The following is a 17,073-nucleotide window of genomic DNA, read 5'->3' on the forward strand; positions in this document are numbered from 1 at the left end:
CTTCCGTCGGCTCGTCCATGGCTGCGGTCGCTTCATCGACGAGGAGCCAGTCGGGCTGTTCGAGCAATGCGCGCGCGATGGCGAGACGCTGCTGCTCGCCGAGCGAGAGCGTCTGCGCCCAGGAGCGATCCTCGTCGAGCAGCGGCACGAGATGGGCAAGCCGCGCCTTTTCCAAAGCCGCGCGCAGGGCGTCATCGGAATAGAGATTCTCCAGGGCCGGATATGCCACGACCCCGCGCAGGGTACCGACCGGAATATAGGGACGCTGCGGCAGGAGCATGAGCTTGCGCCCGGCTGGTTTGTGCACGATGCCCTCGCCAAAGGGCCAGATACCCGAGATGGCGCGAAACAGCGTCGATTTCCCGGTTCCGGACATGCCGGCAAGCAGCACCGATTCGCCGGGTCGGAAGCTGAGATCCGAGGCCCCGGCGATGGGTGTCCCATCGGGCAGGCGCACGATTACATCCTCGAGGCGCAAGGTGTCGCCATCATGCTCGGTAATGACGATCTCGCCGGTCTCGCGCCCGGCTTCGCGGGCGCGCTGCATCGATTCCTCGAAGGAGGTCAGGCGATCGACCACGGCCTTGTATGATGCCAGTCGCTGGTAAGCGTCGATGAAGAACGAGAGCGCGCTCTCCACCCGCGCGAAGGCGCCGGCCGTCTGCGTCATCACGCCGAGCTGGATCTGGCCGGCGAAATAGAACGGTGCCGCGATCACGTAGGGGACCACGGAGTTCGAATAATCATAGAAGCTGGTAAAGGCGATCAGCCGCTTGTTGATGCTGACACGCTTGAAGAAATTGTCGACGATGCGGGCAAATTGCATGCCCAGCCGCTCCCGCTCCGCACCCTGCCCGCGCAGCAGCGCGACCTGCTCGCCATATTCGCGCAGCCGCGCCAGCGAGAAGCGGAAATCGGCCTCGTAGCGCTCCTGCAGGAAGTTCAGCCGGATCAGCGGACGCCCGATCAGATGCGTCGCATATGTCGCGATCACGGCGTAGACGAGCGCGATCCAGAACAGCAGACCCGGCACCACCACCTCGGTCCCCGGGAAGGTGAAATCGGAGGAGATTGTCCACAGGATCACCGAGAAGGAGACGAGCGTCGAAACCTGCGACAGCATGCCAAGCGTCAGCGCCATCGTATCGGTGGTGAACTTGTTGATGTCCTCCTGGATGCGCTGGTCGGGGTTGTCGGTCTGAACGCCGAAGACCTGCATCCGATAGGGGATCGCGCCCGAAAGCCAGCGGCGCGTATAGAATTGCGTCATCCAGTTGCGCCAGTGGATATCCAGCGTCATGCGCACGGCATATTGATAGATCGCCATGGTCACCGCGATGGTGACCCAGAATACCCAGACCGTGAGCAGAAGCCGCCAGAACTCGTCCGCATTGCTTTCCTGGATCGCGTTGAACCAGTCGCGGTTCCAGTAGCTCAGCCGCACCGAGATGGCGACGAGCGCGAATTGCATGATCACCACGATCGAGAGCAGGGCCGTGCCGATAATGCGCTCCTGGGCCCGGAATTCCGGGAACGGCCAGACCTTGACCACCCCCATCTCGCGGGAGACGAAGAACGGATCGGTGAGTTGCGCGATGGTGCGGATCACCGGGATGCGGCCCACGGCCAGCATGGCGAGCGCGAAGATCGCGGCGGCCACCGGCATGGCGAGCGGCGGGGTGAACCCGTCCATCGCAGCCGGCGTGTAGCCGTAGATCTCAATGAGATAGAGCGTGCCGAGCAGAGTATGCGCGAAGGCGATCAGCCCGATCAGGATGCGCAGGTAAACTGCCGTATCATGCGAAAACCGCAACGCCGCGCCAATGGCGATCGTGGCGATCGGCAAAAGCAGCGGGATGGTTTCGCCAAACAGCGCGCCGATGAGGAGAAGCGCGCCCGCAAGCGCGAAAACCAGCGAAGCTCTTTGCATCAGATGCATGCCCTCAATTGCCGCTCCTCACGGTTCGCCCGGCTTCCTGCCGACCTGGCGATGATGCGCAATAGCGCGCGTTGAAGATAGGCACAATAACGCGCCGCGACAGCCGTGCAGCGCCATTGTCAAGCAGATGTGATCCGGGCCGCCCTCATGCGGCGGCATCGGCCTGCGGATTGCGCTTGAGAACGGCAAGATTGAGCGCGAACGCGTAGCTGCCCCAGAGCAGATACGGCACCAGCAGCGCGGCGGCGAGCCCGTCGATCGCGGCGAAAGCCGTGATCGTGGCGGCGAGCGCGAGCCAGAGCAGGCCGATCACGATCGCGGCGGTGCGCATTCTGTGCAGACCGAAGAAGACGGCGGACCACAGGGTGTTCAGGCAGATCTGCAGGCTCCACAAGGCCAGCGCCAGTGCGCTGTCGGGCTCCCCCGCCACCCGCGCGGCCGCGACCGCCATCGTCAGATAAAGCACACTCCAGATGATCGGAAAGGCGATGTCCGGTGGCGTCCAGGCAGGCTTGTCGAGGCCGCGATACCAGGCGCCGGGCTTGAACAGCACACCTGACGAGGCCGCCACGGCACAGGTGGCGAGAAAGACGAGGAAGACGGCGAGATCCATCAGATGCTCCCGGAACAGAACGCTGCGCGAGCATAGGCGGCTCGTCCGCATGCGGCAACGCCGCCCGTTCGGGCAAGATGCGTTCGGGCAAGACGCGTTCGGGCAAGACGCGTTCGGGCAAGACGCGTTCGGGCGAGTGGCGTGGCGACGGCCATGCATACGCGATCTCGAAATCAGCTTTGCCGTTGCGGCGGGGCACGCGGCGCGTTATCTCCCGAACATGACCGATACGAACAGCCTCGCCATTGCGCTCGCGCAGCTCAACCCCGTCCTCGGAGATGTCTCCGGCAATGCCGGCAAGGTGCGCACCGCGCGCGCCCGGGCAGCCTCGCAAGGGGCGGATCTCGTCGTCTTCTCCGAGCTCTTCCTCTCCGGCTATCCGCCGGAAGATCTGGTGCTCAAACCGGCCTTCCAGGATGCCTGCCGCGCCGCGCTCGACAATCTCGCGCGCGAGACCGATGACGGCGGCCCCGCCATGCTCGTCGGCCTGCCCTGGCGCGAGGACGGCAAGGTCTACAACGCCGTCGCCCTGCTTGATGGCGGGCGTATCGCGGCAGTGCGGTTCAAGGTCGACCTGCCCAATTACGGCCCCTTCGACGAAAAGCGCGTCTTCGCTTCCGGCCCGATGCCGGGGCCGATCGTGGTGCGTGGCGTGCGCATCGGCGTGCCGATCTGCGAGGATATCTGGGGCGAGGAAGTCGTCGAATGCCTGGCCGAGACCGGGGCGGAAATCCTGATCGTGCCCAATGGCTCGCCCTTTTGCCGTGGCAAGAGCGATGAACGCTTCAACATCGCCGCCGCCCGCGTCACGGAGAGCGAGTTGCCCCTGATCTACCTCAACCAGATCGGCGGCCAGGACGAGCTCGTCTTCGACGGCGCCTCCTTCGTGCTGCAGGATGATTGCGCGCTGGCCTGCCAGCTCCCCGCCTTTGCCGAGACGGTCGCGCTCACCCGCTGGAGCCGCGAGGCCGGCATCTGGCGTTGCGTCGAGGCGCCGCGCGAGACGGTGGTGGAAGGCGAGAAGGCCGATTACGCGGCCTGCGTACTGGGGCTGCGCGATTACGTGGAAAAGAACGGCTTCCCCGGCGTGGTACTCGGCCTTTCCGGCGGCATCGACTCGGCTTTATGTGCGGCGATGGCCGTCGATGCGCTGGGGCCCGACCGGGTGCACTGCGTGATGCTGCCCTATCGCTACACGGCGCAAACCTCCCTTGATGACGCGGCTGGCTGCGCGCAGATGCTGGGCGTGCGCTACGACACCCTGCCCATCGCCACCGGGGTCGAGGGTTTGGAAGCTGCGCTCGCGCCCCTGTTCCAGGGCACCGAGCCGGGCGTCACCGAGGAGAATATCCAGAGCAGGATACGCGGCACGATTCTGATGTCGATCTCCAACAAGTTCGGCGCCATGGTGGTGACCACCGGCAACAAGTCCGAAATGTCGGTGGGGTATGCCACGCTCTATGGCGACATGAATGGCGGCTTCAATCCGATCAAGGATCTCTACAAGCTGGAAGTGTACCGGCTCTCGCGGCTGCGCAATGGCTGGAAGCCGGATGGCGCGCATGGTCCGGACGGGATGGTGATCCCGGAAGACATCATCACCCGCCCGCCAACCGCGGAGCTGCGCCCCGACCAGACCGACCAGGATTCACTGCCGCCCTACGAAGTGCTCGATGCCATCCTGGCCGAGCTCGTCGAGAAGGAGACCCGCGTCGATGAAATCGTCGCCATGGGTCATGATCGCGAGACGGTGACGCGGATCGAGCGGCTGCTCATCCTCGCCGAATACAAACGCCGGCAGGCCGCGCCGGGGGTGAAGGTGACCGCAAAGAATTTTGGACGCGACCGGCGCTATCCGATCGTCAACCGCTATCGCGACCGGGGCGAGCCGGCTTATCTGCCCGATCCCGAGCTCTACAAGCCTTCGGGATCGCTGCGCGCGGATCTCGATTTCTGACCGGGGCGCAGGGCCACACCTCGACGCAAGGCACTTGCCGGACCATATTGACGGCAATGGCTCATGCCACCGAGGAGGCGACGATGTTTTCGTTTTTCAAGCGCACCAGCCTGCCTGGCGCCGGGGAGGCCCTGCCCGGGCGGCCCGATCCGATCCCGACCGCGACGCATCATCACGTCAACGGCGCGCCGCTCGCGGGTCCCTATCCGGACCACATGCGCAAGGTGATCTTCGGACTGGGATGCTTCTGGGGCGCCGAGCGGCTGTTCTGGCAGCTGCCGGGCGTGCATGTGACGGCGGTCGGCTATGCCGGCGGCACGACGCCCAATCCGTATTACGAGGAAGTCTGTCGCGGCGAGACCGGACATACCGAGGCGGTGCTGGTGGTCTATGACCCCTACGAGGTCTCTTTCGAGAGCCTGTTGCGCACCTTCTGGGAAGGCCATGATCCCACCCAGGGCATGCGCCAGGGCAACGATGTCGGCACGCAATACCGCTCCGCCATCCATGTCTTCGACGATGAACAGATGCAGGCGGCTACCGCAACCCGGGATGCTTTCGCTGCGGCGCTGAAGCAGCGCGGTTTTCCCGCGATCACCACCGAGATTGCCGAAGCCGGACCGTTCTATTTCGCCGAAGATTACCACCAGCAATATCTGGCGAAGAATCCCGGCGGTTATTGCGGCCTCGGCGGCACCGGCGTTTTCTGCCCGCTGCCCACCACCGCCGCGACGCCTTCCGGCTCCGCCGCCTGAGCTTGAAGGCGCGCCCGTCGCTGCGCGGCGAGTGCCACGAGGCCGATGAGGATGATGTCGGTCAGGCAAAGCGCCACGAGTATGAACAGTAACAGATCCGGGCCGAATGCGTCGATGATCCAGGCCGCAGCCAGCGGCGAGAGAGCGCCGAGAAGCAGGATCGGCGCGGCGAGCCGCCCCATCATCGTGGCGTAGATGCCCGGATCGAACAGGGCAAGCGGCAGTGTGCCGCGGACGATCGAGCGGATCCCGATACCGGCGCCGTAGAGCACCAGCGCCAGCGCAATCATCGGTGCATGGCAGGCGAGCAGGCCGACACCGGTGCAGATCAGCAGCGCCGAGGCGAGAGCCGTCCACAGCGGATGAAACCGCCGGCCGATCAGCATTTCGAGGATTCGCCCGCTGACCTGGCTCGGCCCGACCAGCGCGCCGAGCCCCACTGCCGTCGCGAGCGCGATGTCGCGCGCCTGCAGCACGGTGAGCAGATGCACCGAGAGCACCGCAGAGGCGATGCCGCCGATGGTGAGGCCCGTGGCGAGCAATGCGAAGACGAGCCGGTCCTCCTGCGGCAGTGTGACGCGAACACCGTCGCTCTCGCGCCCGCGCAGAAGCGCGGTCAGTATCTGGCTGCGGCTCTGGCGCGGACGTGCCGGATCATCCGGCGGCACGCGCGGCAAGGCGAAGACATGGAGCGGCAGATTGACGAACAGGTGAATGGCCGCATAGGTCAGGCAGGCACCGCGCCAGCCCAGCGTCTCGACGAGAAAGGCGCTGAGCGGCCAGCACAGCGTACTGGCAAAGCCGCCATAAAGCGTCAGCGCCGTAATCGCGCCACGCGCATCCTTGCCATAGAGCCGCCCGAGGGTGGCGAAGGCCGCGTCATACAGCCCCGCCCCCATGCCGATCCCGAGCAGGATCCACACCGTGAAATAGAGTGCCGGGTGATCGACGAAGGCGAGGCCGGCGAGCCCTGCCGCCATGATCAGCGAAGAGGCGCTCATCACCGGGCGCCCGCCCGTGGCCTGGATCGCGTTGCCGACGCGCGGCGAGACGATACTCGCCGCGATCAGCCCCAGCGTCAGCCCGCCCACCACCATGGTCAGCGGCCAGCCGGTTTCGCGCGCGATGGGTTCGGCGAGCACGGCGAGGAGATAATAGGTCGAACCCCAGGCCAGAATCTGCGTGACGCCCAGAGCCGAGATCACCACGGCCCGCGGCGGGGTCATCCGCGTCATGCATCACCATCCGCCGTAACGGGTGCGTCTGGCCGCGCCCGCGTGCAGGAATCCGCGCAGCATTCATCGTTGAGAAAGCCGACGAGGCCGGTCATCGTCTCGAAATCAGCCCGGCAGATCAGCGTCGTCGCCTGGCGTTCGCGGCTGACGAGGCCCTGCGCGGTCAGCTTGGCCAGATGATGCGAGAGCGTCGACGCGGGTATGCCGAGCGCCTCCTGCAACCGACCCACGGGTATACCCTCCGGGCCGGCCCGCACCATCAGCCGATAGAGCGCGAGCCGCGTGGGATGGCCGAGCGCTTCGAGCTGCGCGGCCATGCGCGTGAGATCGACATCGGGGAGCGGCGTTTTCATCTGCATCATGGTGCCACAATGCGGGTGCCGAAAACCCGCGTCAATCATTATTCGAACCATATCGAAATAGCAGAATTTGCGCCATGACCGGGCAGGATTTTCAGGAAATTCGGGCTCCCCTTCCCTGGGGAAATGGGTACATTCGGCAGAGGGTGAGGCGTGATTTGCCTCCCCTCAGGGGAGGGGTTGGAGTATCCGTGGTAATCAAGGCGTGTGAGGCGCCCATTTTCGATCATCCCTGATGCGTGCATTTGCGAGGATGATGAGTTTCCGCATGATGGCGGGTATGGCCTTTTTTGCGGGCTTCCCTGCGGCTATGAGGTGATCATATTTCGCCTGCAGCACCGGCGTTTGGTTCGCACGAAGTCCGCGGTCATCGGCATAATTCAATCCTGATCGCGGGCTAGGCGGCCCCCAGAAGGTAAACTCGGTGCGGGTGTTCCTCGGACCTCTACCGGCACCGAACCACCGTTCACCACCCCCGCGTCCCCGGGCCGCCCTTGACGATGCCATCGAGATTGGGCGTGACCCAGCCGCCGTAGAAATCGCCGGGCTGGGGGATCACGACGACATCGCCGACGCGGCACTCATCCATCTGGCCAGCATAGAAGGCAAGATAGCCCGCCAGAGGTGCAAAATGCCCGCTCGGATTATCGTAGCACCAGGCCGCCCGCTGCGCGACGGCGCCATCCACGATGACGTCGAAATAGCGCGCCGCGCCTTTCCATTCGCAATAGCTCGACCTCGATGCCGGACGCAGTGTGGCCTGCACATCCTGCGGCGGAATGTAATAGGTCGGCGCGTGATGGGTTTCGAGAACGCGCCAAGTGCTTTCGCTGCGGGCGACGATCTGGCCGCGCAGACGGATCAGGATTGGCAGCGCGACGGGTTCCAGCGCCGGCGGGCGCGGATAGGATTGCACGTTCTCGCGGCGCAGTTCGGTCATTGCGGCCTCCGTTGTGAACCGGCGCGCGCGCTCGCGCACCCTCCGGTCAAGTAGTGCAGGATCTTGCCAAGACGATCCGCTCAGCCTTCGCGTTGTGCCAGTGCTTCGAGGCCCGCGCGGTAATCGGGATATTGCAGGGTCACGCCGAGTTCCTCGCGGATGCGGCGGCTGCGCACGCGTTTGCAATCGGCATAGAAGGCGCGCGCCATGGGCGAGAGTTCAGCCTCCTCGAACGGGATTTCCGGCGGCGCTTCGACGCCGATCAGTTCCGCCGCGTGGGCGATCACGTCCTGGGGCGGTGCGGGGTGGTCATCGACGAGATTGTAGACACGCCCGGGATCGGGCTTTGCCAGCGAGGCGCGCAGAACGGCGGCGATATCCGCCACATGGATGCGGTTGAAGACCTGTCCCGGTTTGACGATACGCCGCGCCTTGCCGGAACGCAGCTGGGTGATAGCCGAGCGCCCCGGTCCGTAGATCCCGCCGAGCCGGAAGATCTGTACTGCCTTGCCGGTGCGCTCGCCAAGGGCGAGCCAGGCCTCCTCGGCGGCGCGACGCGCCTTCGCGCGGGCGGAGACCGCCTCGAATTCGGTCTCCTCGTCGATCCATTCGCCGCCGGTATCGCCATAGACGCCGATGGTGGAGAGATAGCCGATCCAGGACAGGCGCGGCGCATCGGTGATGGCGCGTTCGTAATGGCGCAGGACCGGATCACCGTCCTGATCGGGGGCGATGGAGGTGATGAGCGCATCGGATGCGGTGAGATCGTCGGGGATCGGCGGATCCCCTCCGGCGCCGTCGAAGATGCGCGCGACGACGCCCTCGCTCTCCAGCGCTGCCGCCTTGCCGGGATCGCGGGTCGTGCCGGTGACGCGGGCGAGAAGCGCGTCCTCGCCCTGCGCGCGGTCCTGCGCGACGAGATGGCGGGCGCAATAGCCGTAGCCGAAACAGAACAGATCGATCAAAGCGTCTTCTCCTCGCGGCCAGCCTGCCATTCGCAGATGACGTCCGCATCGGCTTCCTCGGATATATGGCGCGCCGACAATGCGATGAAATCCTCATGCGGCAAAAGCCGCGACAGCGCCCAGATTGCCATGGCCCGCACCAGCGGGGACTCGTCGCCAAGCCGTGCCCGCGCCACATCGGCAAGGGCTGGCATGCCGGAATTACCGATCGCGATCAGCACATTGCGCAGGAAACGGTCGCGCCCGGTGCGCTTGATCGGCGTGCCGGCGAAACGCGCGCGGAAGGCGGCATCGTCGAGGCCGGCGAGTTCGGCCAGCGGCAGGGCGGAGAGATCCGCGCGCTGACGCAGCTTCGCCTCGCGGCCAACCTCGGCGAACTTGTTCCACGGACACACGGCCAGACAATCGTCACAGCCGAATATCCGGTTGCCGATACCCGGGCGCAGATCACGGTCGATATGGCCCTTGTGCTCGATGGTGAGATAGGAGATGCAGCGCCGCGCATCGAGCTGATAGGGCGCGGGAAAGGCGTTGGTTGGGCAGATATCGAGGCAGCGCCGGCAGGAGCCGCAATGGTCGCTCTCGGGCGCATCCGCAGGCAGCTCCGCCGTTGTGAAGATCGCACCCAGAAACAGCCACGAGCCGAATTCGCGCGAGACCAGCACCGTATGCTTGCCCTGCCAGCCGAGCCCGGCTGCTTCCGCCAGCGGCTTTTCCATCACGGGGGCGGTGTCGACGAAGACCTTCACGTCCCCGCCCGCCCGCGCCACGAGGAAGCCCGCGAGCTCCTTGAGCCGGCCCTTGATCACGTCGTGGTAATCGCGGTTGCGGGCATAGACCGAGATGGTGGCCCGGTCGCGCTTCTCGAGATATTCGAGCGGGTCGCAATCGGGGCCATAATTCATGCCCAGCAGGATGATCGAACGCACCTCCGGCCACAGCGTGCGCGGATCGGCGCGGCGATCTGCAGTATCCGCCATCCAGTCCATATCCGCCTGGTAGCCGCGCGCCAGCCATGCGGCGAGATCCGCGCCGGCCTGCGGAATCGCATCGGGCGTGGTGATATTCAGCGCATCGAAGCCGAGCCCGTGCGCACGCGCGTGCAGGGCGCTCAGAAGTCGGGATTGGCGTAGTGATCCGGCGGTGCCATCCCCGGCACCCGGTCGGCCAGAAGCGCGCGAAAGGCCGGACGGCTCTTCATCCGCGCGTACCAGTCTCTCGCCGTTTCGTCCTCGTTCCATGGTGCATCGCCCAGATAATCGACGCAGGAGAGATGGGCTGCCGCCGCGAGATCGGCATAGGTCAGATCATCGCCGGCCAGCCATTTGCGCTGGTTGATCAGATAGCCCACGTAACGCATATGGTAACGCACATTCGCCCGCGCTGCACGGATCGCCGGCATGTCGGGCGGTCCGCCGCCGGCACTGGCCGGTACGAAGCGCTTGTAGACTTTCTCATAAACGAGATAGCCGGTCACCTCGGCGAAGAATTTTTCGGAAAACCAGGAGACCAGCCGGCGCACTTCCACCCGCGCGGCAGGATCGCCCGGCATCAGGCGCTCCATACCCCGCTCACGGGTCTCGTCGAGATATTCCGCGATGATGCCGGCACCGGGTACGATCAGCCCGTCGGCAGCGACGAAGACGGGGGTGTTGCCGGCGGGATCGAGCGCCAGAAAGCTCTCGCGGCGCTCCCAGGGCCGCTCCTCGACGAAGTCGAGCGCGATCCCCAGCTCGGCACAGACGAGACGGATGAAACGGGAATGTGGGCAGAGCGGATAATGATGGAGGATGGCCATGGCGACTGACACGCGCGCGAAACTGGGCAACATTAAGGCTTTGCAAACCTGAAGATTTCGGTAACACGCCGCACCGACAGCTGTCGCGTTCTGAACCGTTTGCCGGTGTGAAAACCGCTTGAACGGAGTTTCCGCCTCGTTTACCGAAGCGTCATGAAGACGTCCCAAGCCGATATTCTGATCCTGCCCGGCCTCAAAGGCCCTGATGACGATCTCTGGCTGACGCGCTGGGCACGTAAGCTGCCCACGGCGCAGATCGTCGCGCAGCCGGACTGGCATGCCCCGCATGCGCCGGAATGGGGCGCGCGCCTCGGCGCGGCAGTGGCGCAGGCGACGCGTCCGGTCATCCTCGTCGCACACGGGATCGGCTGCCACGTGGTCGCGCATGCGGTCGAGGCCGGTATCGATCTCGAGCCCGTTGCAGGCGCCTATCTCGTCGCGGCTCCCGATCCGCAAGCCGCCGACGCGGTTCCCGCCCATCGGGCATTCGGGGCGCCCGCGCTCATGCCGCTGCCCTTCTCGGCAGCACTGATCGCGGCACGTAACGATCCCCACTGCTCCCCGGAGCGCGCCCGCGCCTTCGCGCAGGCCTGGGGGGCGGAATTTGTCGATGCCGGCGAATCCGGGGCGATCGATTCTGCTGCCGGTTTCGGCCCATGGCCCGAAGGGCTGATGCGCTTTGCGGGCTTTCTGAAGACGATTCCGAGCCTGCAATAGGTGTGGGACGGGCCAGTCGTTTCGCGGTGCAGCAAAAAACCTGCGCGCCGGGCGAAATGCCCACTCGACGCCCGCGCATGTACATGCTACGCGCCCTCGTCAACTCCCGGCGCGCATTCGCGGCTTCCCCCGAATCAGACGAGCCCGCCGGATCCGTTTCGAAAAAGGAGTTGGCGATGGCGCGAATTGTCGAAGATCGATTCAGCGATGGTTTCACGTTTGATGACGTGCTGCTGCGTCCGGGCTCCTCGGAAGTGATGCCCGCCGATGTCGATGTGCGCTCGCGGCTGACACAACAACTCTCGCTCAACATGCCCATCGCCGCTTCGGCCATGGATACGGTGACCGAAGCGCGCATGGCCATCGCCATGGCGCAGATGGGCGGGATCGGCGTGATCCATCGCAATCTCGATGTGGCGGAACAGGCCCAGCAGGTGAAGCTCGTCAAGAAATACGAGAGCGGCATGGTGATGGATCCGATCACCATCTATCCCGACGAGACCCTTGCGGACGCGCTCGAGCTGATGAAGCGCAACGGCATTTCCGGCATTCCGGTGGTCGAGCGCGGTGCCGCCGGCCAGAAGGGCAAGCTCGTCGGTATCCTGACCAATCGCGACGTGCGCTTCGCCGACAACCCGGCCCAGCCGGTATCCGAATTGATGACCAAGGATCGGCTCATCACCGTGCGCGAGGGTGTCGGCCAGGACGAGGCGCGCCGGCTGCTGCATCAGTGGCGCATCGAGAAGCTGCTCGTCGTCGATGATCATTTCCGCTGCATCGGGCTGATCACCGTCAAGGACATGGAAAAGCAGGTCGCCCATCCGCTTGCCGCCAAGGATGGGCAGGGCCGGCTGATCGTGGCTGCGGCCACCACCACGGGCGAGGCCGGGTATGAGCGCTCGCAGATGCTCATTGATGCCGGCTGCGACGTGATCGTGGTCGACACCGCGCACGGGCATTCAGCCAGGGTGCTCGAAGCCGTCACGCGGGTGAAGAAGCTCTCCAACGCGGTCCAGATCATCGCCGGCAATGTCGCCACCCGCGACGGGACTAAGGCGCTGATCGATGCCGGTGCCGATGCGGTCAAGGTCGGGATCGGCCCCGGTTCGATCTGCACGACGCGGGTCGTTGCCGGTGTCGGCGTGCCGCAGCTCACGGCGATCATGGATGCGGCTGAAGCGGCACACTCGACCAACACACCGGTCATCGCCGATGGCGGCATCAAGTTCTCAGGCGATCTCGCCAAGGCGCTCGCCGCCGGCGCCTCGAGCGCCATGGTCGGCTCGCTGCTCGCAGGCACCGAGGAAGCGCCCGGCGAGGTGTTTCTCTATCAGGGCCGCTCCTACAAGAGCTATCGCGGCATGGGCTCGGTCAGCGCCATGGCGCGCGGTTCCGCCGACCGCTATTTCCAGCAGGATATCAAGGATCAGATGAAGCTCGTGCCGGAAGGCATCGAGGGGCAGGTGCCCTACAAGGGCCCGGTCGGCGCCGTGCTGCACCAGCTCACCGGTGGCCTGCGGGCGGCGATGGGCTATGTCGGCGCGGCCTCGCTGCCCGAATTCCGCGAGAAGGCGGAATTCGTGCGCATCACCAATGCCGGCCTGCGCGAGAGCCATGTCCACGACGTGACGATCACCCGCGAGAGCCCGAATTATCCCCTGCGCGGGTAAGGGTTCTCATCCGGCCAGAACGCGGCCCGGATTGAGTATCCCCCGCGGATCGAGCGCCTGCTTGATCCGCCGCATCAGGGCGATTTCCGCATCATTGCGCGACTTGTGCAGATAATCGCGCTTGAGCATGCCGATCCCGTGTTCGGCGGAAACAGATCCCGACAGGGCGGCCACGATGTCGTAGACCATGGTCTGGATAGCCTTGCTCATCGGCGCATCGTGGTCGGGATGGCTCACGGAGATGTGGATGTTGCTGTCGGCGACATGACCGAAGACGAGGAGCCGCGTCTCCTTGCCGAAACCGCGTGCGCCTGCGCGCAGCCGCGCCACCGCCTCGTCCAGCCGGGCGATCGGGATGGAAACGTCGAAATTCGTGCCCGCATCGATGATGCGCCGGAATTCATAGACCGCCTCGCGATAGCTCCAGAACCGCGCCCGATCTGCCTCCGATTGCGCGATCAGGGCGTCGTCGATGAGACCGTCCTCAAGGAAACCCGCGAGCGTATCGGTGAAGGGGTCAGCGCCGTCGCCGCGCGATTCCTCTCCCATGGCCGCCTCGATCAGAATGGCGATTTCCGGCATCGTCCCGAAGGGTGGTGCGAGTCCGCCGGGGCCGGTCGCGGTGTCGAGATACTCGCGCCACATGGCCTCGAAGACGATCATGCGCCCCGGCAGGGCGGCATCGAAACGGCGCAGCACGGTGAGCACGTCCTCAAAGCGCGAGAAGGCAAGCAATGCCGAGCGCACCCCGCGCGGGGCCGGATGCAGGCCGAGCACCACCCGGGTCACGATCCCGAGCGTACCCTCGGAGCCGATGAAGAGCTGTGTCCAGTCATAGCCGGCATTGTTCTTGAGCATCTTGTTGAGGCTCGTCAGCACGGTACCGTCGGCGAGCACGGCTTCGAGCCCAAGTACGTTGCGCCGCGCCATGCCATAGCGCAGGACCTGGTTGCCGCCGGCATTGGTGGCGATGTTGCCGCCGATCGTGCAGGAGCCGCGCGCGCCCAGATCAATGCCGCAGAAGAAGCCCTTCGCCTGCGCCGCTTCCTGGATTTCCTGCAGGGTCGTGCCCGCGAGCGCCGTGAGCGTGCCGGACAGCGTATCGACCTCCTCGATGCCACGCATGCGCTCCAGCGACAGCGCGATTTCGCCTTCCTGCGGATGAGCCCCGCCGGCGAGCCCGGTCATCCCGCCCTGGACAACGATCCGGGCCCCATGGGCGTGACAGAGGGCGAGCGTTTGCGAGACCTCCTGTGTGGTGCGCGGCAGGACAAGCAGGCCCGGGCGGCAGGGCGATATGCCCGCCGCATCCGCCGCATGGCTTTCCGGGATGTCCTCACCCAGCCGCAGCCGGTCGGCGCCGAGCTTTTTCGTGAGGGCGGTGATCAGGTTTTCGTCGATTGCGGATCGGGGCGTGGTCATGGGGCGCTTTCGGATGTTCGATTGCGGCGCGAGCCTATGTCTGCGCCCGCACCCGCGCAAGAATGCGCCGCGTGAGTGGTTTCCGCCTCCATCTGCGCGCTTTGCCCGCGATCAGCCGCCCGTTTCGATCAGCGCGATCTGGCCGCCGTAGGCTGCGCGCAGGTTTTCCGCCGTATAGACGTCGCCAACGCGGCCCTGCGCCACCACGCGGGTATTGAGCATGATCAGCCAGTCGAAGTAGCGCGCGACTGTTTGCAGATCGTGATGCACGACGATGACCGTCTTGCCGGCATCACGCAACCCGTGAAGCACATCGACGATCACCCGCTCGGTGGTGGCGTCGACGCCGGCCATCGGCTCGTCAAGAAAATACAGATCGGCATCCTGGGCGAGTGCACGGGCGATGAAGACGCGCTGCTGCTGGCCGCCGGAGAGTTCAGCGATCTGGCGATCCGCATAATCCTGCATTCCGACCTGTTCCAGCGCCGCCATGGCGCGCTCCCGCTCCGCCGCACCGGGCCGGCGGAACCAGCCAAGCCCGCCATAGAGCCCCATCGTCACCACGTCGCGGGCATCGGTGGGGAAGTCCCAGTCGACGCTGGAGCGCTGGGGCACATAGCCGATGCGCCGGCGCACGGCGCGATGCGGCAGGCCGAAGAAACGCACATGGCCGGCCACCGGGGCGACGAGGCCGAGGCTTGCCTTGATCAGCGTCGACTTGCCCGAGCCGTTGGGCCCCACGATCGCCGCCATCACGCCGGGGGGAATGTCGATATCGATGTCCCACAGAACCGGCGCCTCGGTATAGGCGACGGTGAGATCCTCCACATGCAGAGCATATTGCGGCTCGTGCAGGGTGGCGTTCTGCGAAGACGCGGATTGCAGGGGCGAGGGGGATGTCATGAACGGCTTTCCGGGGTGATGCAGCAGATTCTGGAAGTGTAGGCCGATCCGGAGGCGAGGAAAAGGCTGGGGAGCCCTTTCTCATGCAGTATCAGCGGGATCATGCGTGCAAAAGGCGCGGCAGGTGCGGGCGTGGCGGCGTTCTGCTTCGGTCCTGCCCCGTTGATACGTCTCACATGAAAACGGGCGGACCGTCAGGCCCGCCCGTGTGCATCGCGATGACGCGACAACCGCTGCGCCCGTGCCTTACTCGGCGGCTTCCCGCATCGGCTCCGGCGGTGTCCATTTCAGGATCGGCTGGCGCGCGGCGCGGGTCTCGTCGAGACGCCGGCGCGGCGCGTGGAAGGGCGCTTCCACAAAGCGTTCGCTCTCGCCACGCTTCGCCGCCTGTGCGAGGTCGCGCATTGAGGCGATGAACAGATCGAGCGAGGATTTCGATTCCGATTCGGTGGGCTCCACCAACATGGCGCCGTGCGCCACGAGGGGGAAATACACCGTCATCGGATGATAGCCCTCGTCGATCATCGCCTTGGCGAAATCGAGGGTGGATACGCCGCTATCCTTGAGCCAGCTATCGTCGAACAGGGCCTCGTGCATGCAGGGCTTGTCGCCGAAGGGCTGGCTCATCAGGTCGCGCAGACCGGCACGGATATAGTTCGCATTGAGCACCGCATCCTCGGAAGCCTGCTTCATGCCGTCCGAGCCGTGCGAGAGCATGTAGGCCAGCGCACGCACATACATGCCCATCTGGCCGTGGAAGGCGGTGATGCGCCCGAAGGGCTTCTCGCTGGCGTCCTTCTCGTGCTCGACGAGGGTGAGCCCGTCAGCGCCCGGGGTGACGAACGGCACCGGCGCAAACGGCGCGAGGCGCTGCGAGAGGACCACCGGGCCAGACCCCGGACCACCGCCGCCATGGGGTGTCGAGAAAGTCTTGTGCAGGTTGATATGCATGGCGTCGACGCCGAGATCGCCCGGGCGGGCCTTGCCGACGATGGCGTTGAAATTCGCGCCGTCGCAATAGAAATACGCGCCCGCATCGTGGAGAGCTCTGGCGATCTCGACGATCTCCGGCTCGAACAGGCCGCAGGTATTGGGATTGGTTAGCATGATCGCCGCCGTATCCGGCCCGATCAGATCCTTCACCGCCTGCACGCGCACGGTTCCGTCCTTGTCAGCGGGTACGGTGCTGACCTTGAAGCCGATCAGCGCCGCCGTGGCCGGATTGGTGCCGTGCGCCGATTCCGGCACGAGCACCGTACGGCGGGTCTCGCCCTCACCCTTGGCATCGATGGCAGCCTTGATCGCCATCATGCCGCACAATTCGCCATGCGCGCCGGCCTTGGGCGAGAGCGCCACGCTGGTCATGCCGGTGAGCGTCACGAGATAGCGTGAAAGCTCGTCCATCACTTCCAGCGCACCCTGCACGCTGGAGACCGGCTGCAGCGGATGCACGTCGGCGAAGCCGGGCAGCCGCGCCATGCGCTCGTTGAGGCGCGCATTGTGCTTCATGGTGCAGGAGCCCAGCGGGAACAGCCCGGTATCGATGCCGTAATTCTTCTGAGACAGGCGCACGAAATGGCGCATCGTCTCCGGTTCCGAGAGACCGGGCAGGCCGATGTCGCCTTCACGGGCCATCCCGCCCAGGCGCGGGGAGAAATCCTCCGGCTCGTCGAAATCGACGCCGGTGGTCTCGTAGCGCCCGGATTCGAAGATCAGCGCCTCTTCCTGCAAAAGAGCGCGGTTGCCGGTGAAGGTTCCGGTATCGGCGGTGATCGCGCCGTCGCCGGCCGAAGTGGGGCG

At 65.5% G+C, this 17,073-nt stretch carries 15 protein-coding genes and 1 pseudogene; 4 read left to right on the forward strand and 12 right to left on the reverse strand.

Annotation, left to right across the window (positions count from 1 at the left end):
- Both VKP01_RS00685 and tspO read right to left on the reverse strand, forming a co-directional pair.
- On the reverse strand, nt 1-1,930 hold a 1,930-nt coding region (locus VKP01_RS00685; protein WP_324409719.1), incomplete at its 3' end, for an ABC transporter ATP-binding protein/permease.
- A 154-nt stretch (nt 1,931-2,084) separates the two neighbouring features.
- Nucleotides 2,085-2,552: a tryptophan-rich sensory protein TspO gene (gene tspO / locus VKP01_RS00690; RefSeq protein WP_324409720.1), complete on the reverse strand. Its 468-nt coding sequence runs from the start codon at nt 2,550-2,552 to the stop codon at nt 2,085-2,087.
- Between the two features lie 220 nt (nt 2,553-2,772).
- On the opposite strand from tspO, the gene VKP01_RS00695 reads away from it, so the two are divergent.
- Together VKP01_RS00695 and msrA are read left to right on the forward strand one after the other, a co-directional pair.
- Nucleotides 2,773-4,509 carry an NAD+ synthase gene (locus VKP01_RS00695; RefSeq protein WP_324409721.1) on the forward strand — a complete coding sequence of 579 codons (1,737 nt, stop codon included), beginning with the start codon at nt 2,773-2,775 and terminating at the stop codon, nt 4,507-4,509.
- Nucleotides 4,510-4,592: 83 nt separating this feature from the next.
- Entirely contained in the window at nt 4,593-5,264 is a 672-nt protein-coding gene (msrA, locus tag VKP01_RS00700) for a peptide-methionine (S)-S-oxide reductase MsrA (RefSeq protein ID WP_324409722.1), read from the forward strand.
- Here the strand turns inward: msrA and VKP01_RS00705 are convergent.
- The 7 genes and pseudogenes from VKP01_RS00705 to VKP01_RS00735 all read right to left on the reverse strand — a co-directional run bounded on the left by VKP01_RS00705 (nt 5,186) and on the right by VKP01_RS00735 (nt 10,561).
- Nucleotides 5,186-6,490 (reverse strand): MFS transporter, encoded by a 1,305-nt coding sequence (locus tag VKP01_RS00705; protein ID WP_414706480.1) that lies wholly within the window; start codon nt 6,488-6,490, stop codon nt 5,186-5,188. The genes msrA and VKP01_RS00705 overlap by 79 nt on opposite strands.
- Before the next feature lie 5 nt (nt 6,491-6,495).
- On the reverse strand, nt 6,496-6,852 hold the full coding sequence (locus VKP01_RS00710; RefSeq protein ID WP_324409724.1) for a metalloregulator ArsR/SmtB family transcription factor: 357 nt from the start codon (nt 6,850-6,852) through the stop codon (nt 6,496-6,498).
- Between the two features lie 204 nt (nt 6,853-7,056).
- Nucleotides 7,057-7,200 (reverse strand): annotated as a pseudogene (locus VKP01_RS17380) (IS110 family transposase); the annotation flags it as partial.
- 124 nt (nt 7,201-7,324) lie between these two features.
- The gene (locus VKP01_RS00720) at nt 7,325-7,798 is read right to left on the reverse strand and encodes a DUF427 domain-containing protein (RefSeq protein ID WP_324409725.1); all 474 of its coding nucleotides are present in this window, start codon (nt 7,796-7,798) and stop codon (nt 7,325-7,327) included.
- 80 nt (nt 7,799-7,878) lie between these two features.
- Nucleotides 7,879-8,760 (reverse strand): SDR family oxidoreductase, encoded by an 882-nt coding sequence (locus VKP01_RS00725; RefSeq protein WP_324409731.1) that lies wholly within the window; start codon nt 8,758-8,760, stop codon nt 7,879-7,881.
- Nucleotides 8,760-9,977 (reverse strand): tRNA epoxyqueuosine(34) reductase QueG, encoded by a 1,218-nt coding sequence (queG, locus tag VKP01_RS00730; protein ID WP_324409732.1) that lies wholly within the window; start codon nt 9,975-9,977, stop codon nt 8,760-8,762. Before queG ends, VKP01_RS00725 begins: the two co-directional genes overlap by 1 nt.
- A complete protein-coding gene (locus tag VKP01_RS00735; RefSeq protein WP_324409726.1) occupies nt 9,875-10,561 on the reverse strand; it encodes a glutathione S-transferase family protein in 687 nt (228 codons plus the stop codon). Before VKP01_RS00735 ends, queG begins: the two co-directional genes overlap by 103 nt.
- A 153-nt stretch (nt 10,562-10,714) precedes the next feature.
- Between VKP01_RS00735 and VKP01_RS00740 the strand changes: the two genes are divergently transcribed.
- Nucleotides 10,715-11,278, forward strand: a complete 564-nt coding sequence (locus VKP01_RS00740) for an alpha/beta hydrolase (RefSeq protein WP_324409727.1) — start codon at nt 10,715-10,717, stop codon at nt 11,276-11,278.
- Nucleotides 11,279-11,454: 176 nt separating this feature from the next.
- The gene (gene guaB, locus VKP01_RS00745; protein WP_324409728.1) at nt 11,455-12,948 is read left to right on the forward strand and encodes an IMP dehydrogenase; all 1,494 of its coding nucleotides are present in this window, start codon (nt 11,455-11,457) and stop codon (nt 12,946-12,948) included.
- Nucleotides 12,949-12,954: 6 nt separating this feature from the next.
- On the opposite strand, the gene VKP01_RS00750 is transcribed toward guaB, so the two are convergent.
- The 3 genes from VKP01_RS00750 to gcvPB all read right to left on the reverse strand — a co-directional run.
- Nucleotides 12,955-14,370, reverse strand: a complete 1,416-nt coding sequence (locus VKP01_RS00750) for an FAD-binding oxidoreductase (RefSeq protein WP_324409729.1) — start codon at nt 14,368-14,370, stop codon at nt 12,955-12,957.
- A gap of 111 nt (nt 14,371-14,481) precedes the next feature.
- Complete coding sequence (locus tag VKP01_RS00755) at nt 14,482-15,273, reverse strand: metal ABC transporter ATP-binding protein (RefSeq protein ID WP_324409730.1); 792 nt, start codon at nt 15,271-15,273, stop codon at nt 14,482-14,484.
- 246 nt (nt 15,274-15,519) lie between these two features.
- Nucleotides 15,520-17,073: aminomethyl-transferring glycine dehydrogenase subunit GcvPB (gcvPB, locus tag VKP01_RS00760; RefSeq protein WP_414706479.1), on the reverse strand; the 1,554-nt coding region annotated here is incomplete at its 5' end.

This window comes from Saliniramus sp., from assembly GCF_035311605.1.
Lineage (GTDB): Bacteria > Pseudomonadota > Alphaproteobacteria > Rhizobiales > Beijerinckiaceae > Saliniramus.

Excerpts from the sequence above, each read along its gene's own strand:
- tspO (WP_324409720.1), bottom strand. The coding sequence starts at position 2,552 with ATGGATCTCGCCGTCTTCCTCGTCTTTCTCGCCACCTGTGCCGTGGCG.
- VKP01_RS00695 (WP_324409721.1), top strand. The coding sequence starts at position 2,773 with ATGACCGATACGAACAGCCTCGCCATTGCGCTCGCGCAGCTCAACCCC.
- msrA (WP_324409722.1), top strand. The coding sequence starts at position 4,593 with ATGTTTTCGTTTTTCAAGCGCACCAGCCTGCCTGGCGCCGGGGAGGCC.
- VKP01_RS00705 (WP_414706480.1), bottom strand. The coding sequence starts at position 6,490 with ATGACCCCGCCGCGGGCCGTGGTGATCTCGGCTCTGGGCGTCACGCAG.
- VKP01_RS00710 (WP_324409724.1), bottom strand. The coding sequence starts at position 6,852 with ATGAAAACGCCGCTCCCCGATGTCGATCTCACGCGCATGGCCGCGCAG.
- VKP01_RS00720 (WP_324409725.1), bottom strand. The coding sequence starts at position 7,798 with ATGACCGAACTGCGCCGCGAGAACGTGCAATCCTATCCGCGCCCGCCG.
- VKP01_RS00735 (WP_324409726.1), bottom strand. The coding sequence starts at position 10,561 with ATGGCCATCCTCCATCATTATCCGCTCTGCCCACATTCCCGTTTCATC.
- VKP01_RS00740 (WP_324409727.1), top strand. The coding sequence starts at position 10,715 with ATGAAGACGTCCCAAGCCGATATTCTGATCCTGCCCGGCCTCAAAGGC.
- guaB (WP_324409728.1), top strand. The coding sequence starts at position 11,455 with ATGGCGCGAATTGTCGAAGATCGATTCAGCGATGGTTTCACGTTTGAT.
- VKP01_RS00750 (WP_324409729.1), bottom strand. The coding sequence starts at position 14,370 with ATGACCACGCCCCGATCCGCAATCGACGAAAACCTGATCACCGCCCTC.
- VKP01_RS00755 (WP_324409730.1), bottom strand. The coding sequence starts at position 15,273 with ATGACATCCCCCTCGCCCCTGCAATCCGCGTCTTCGCAGAACGCCACC.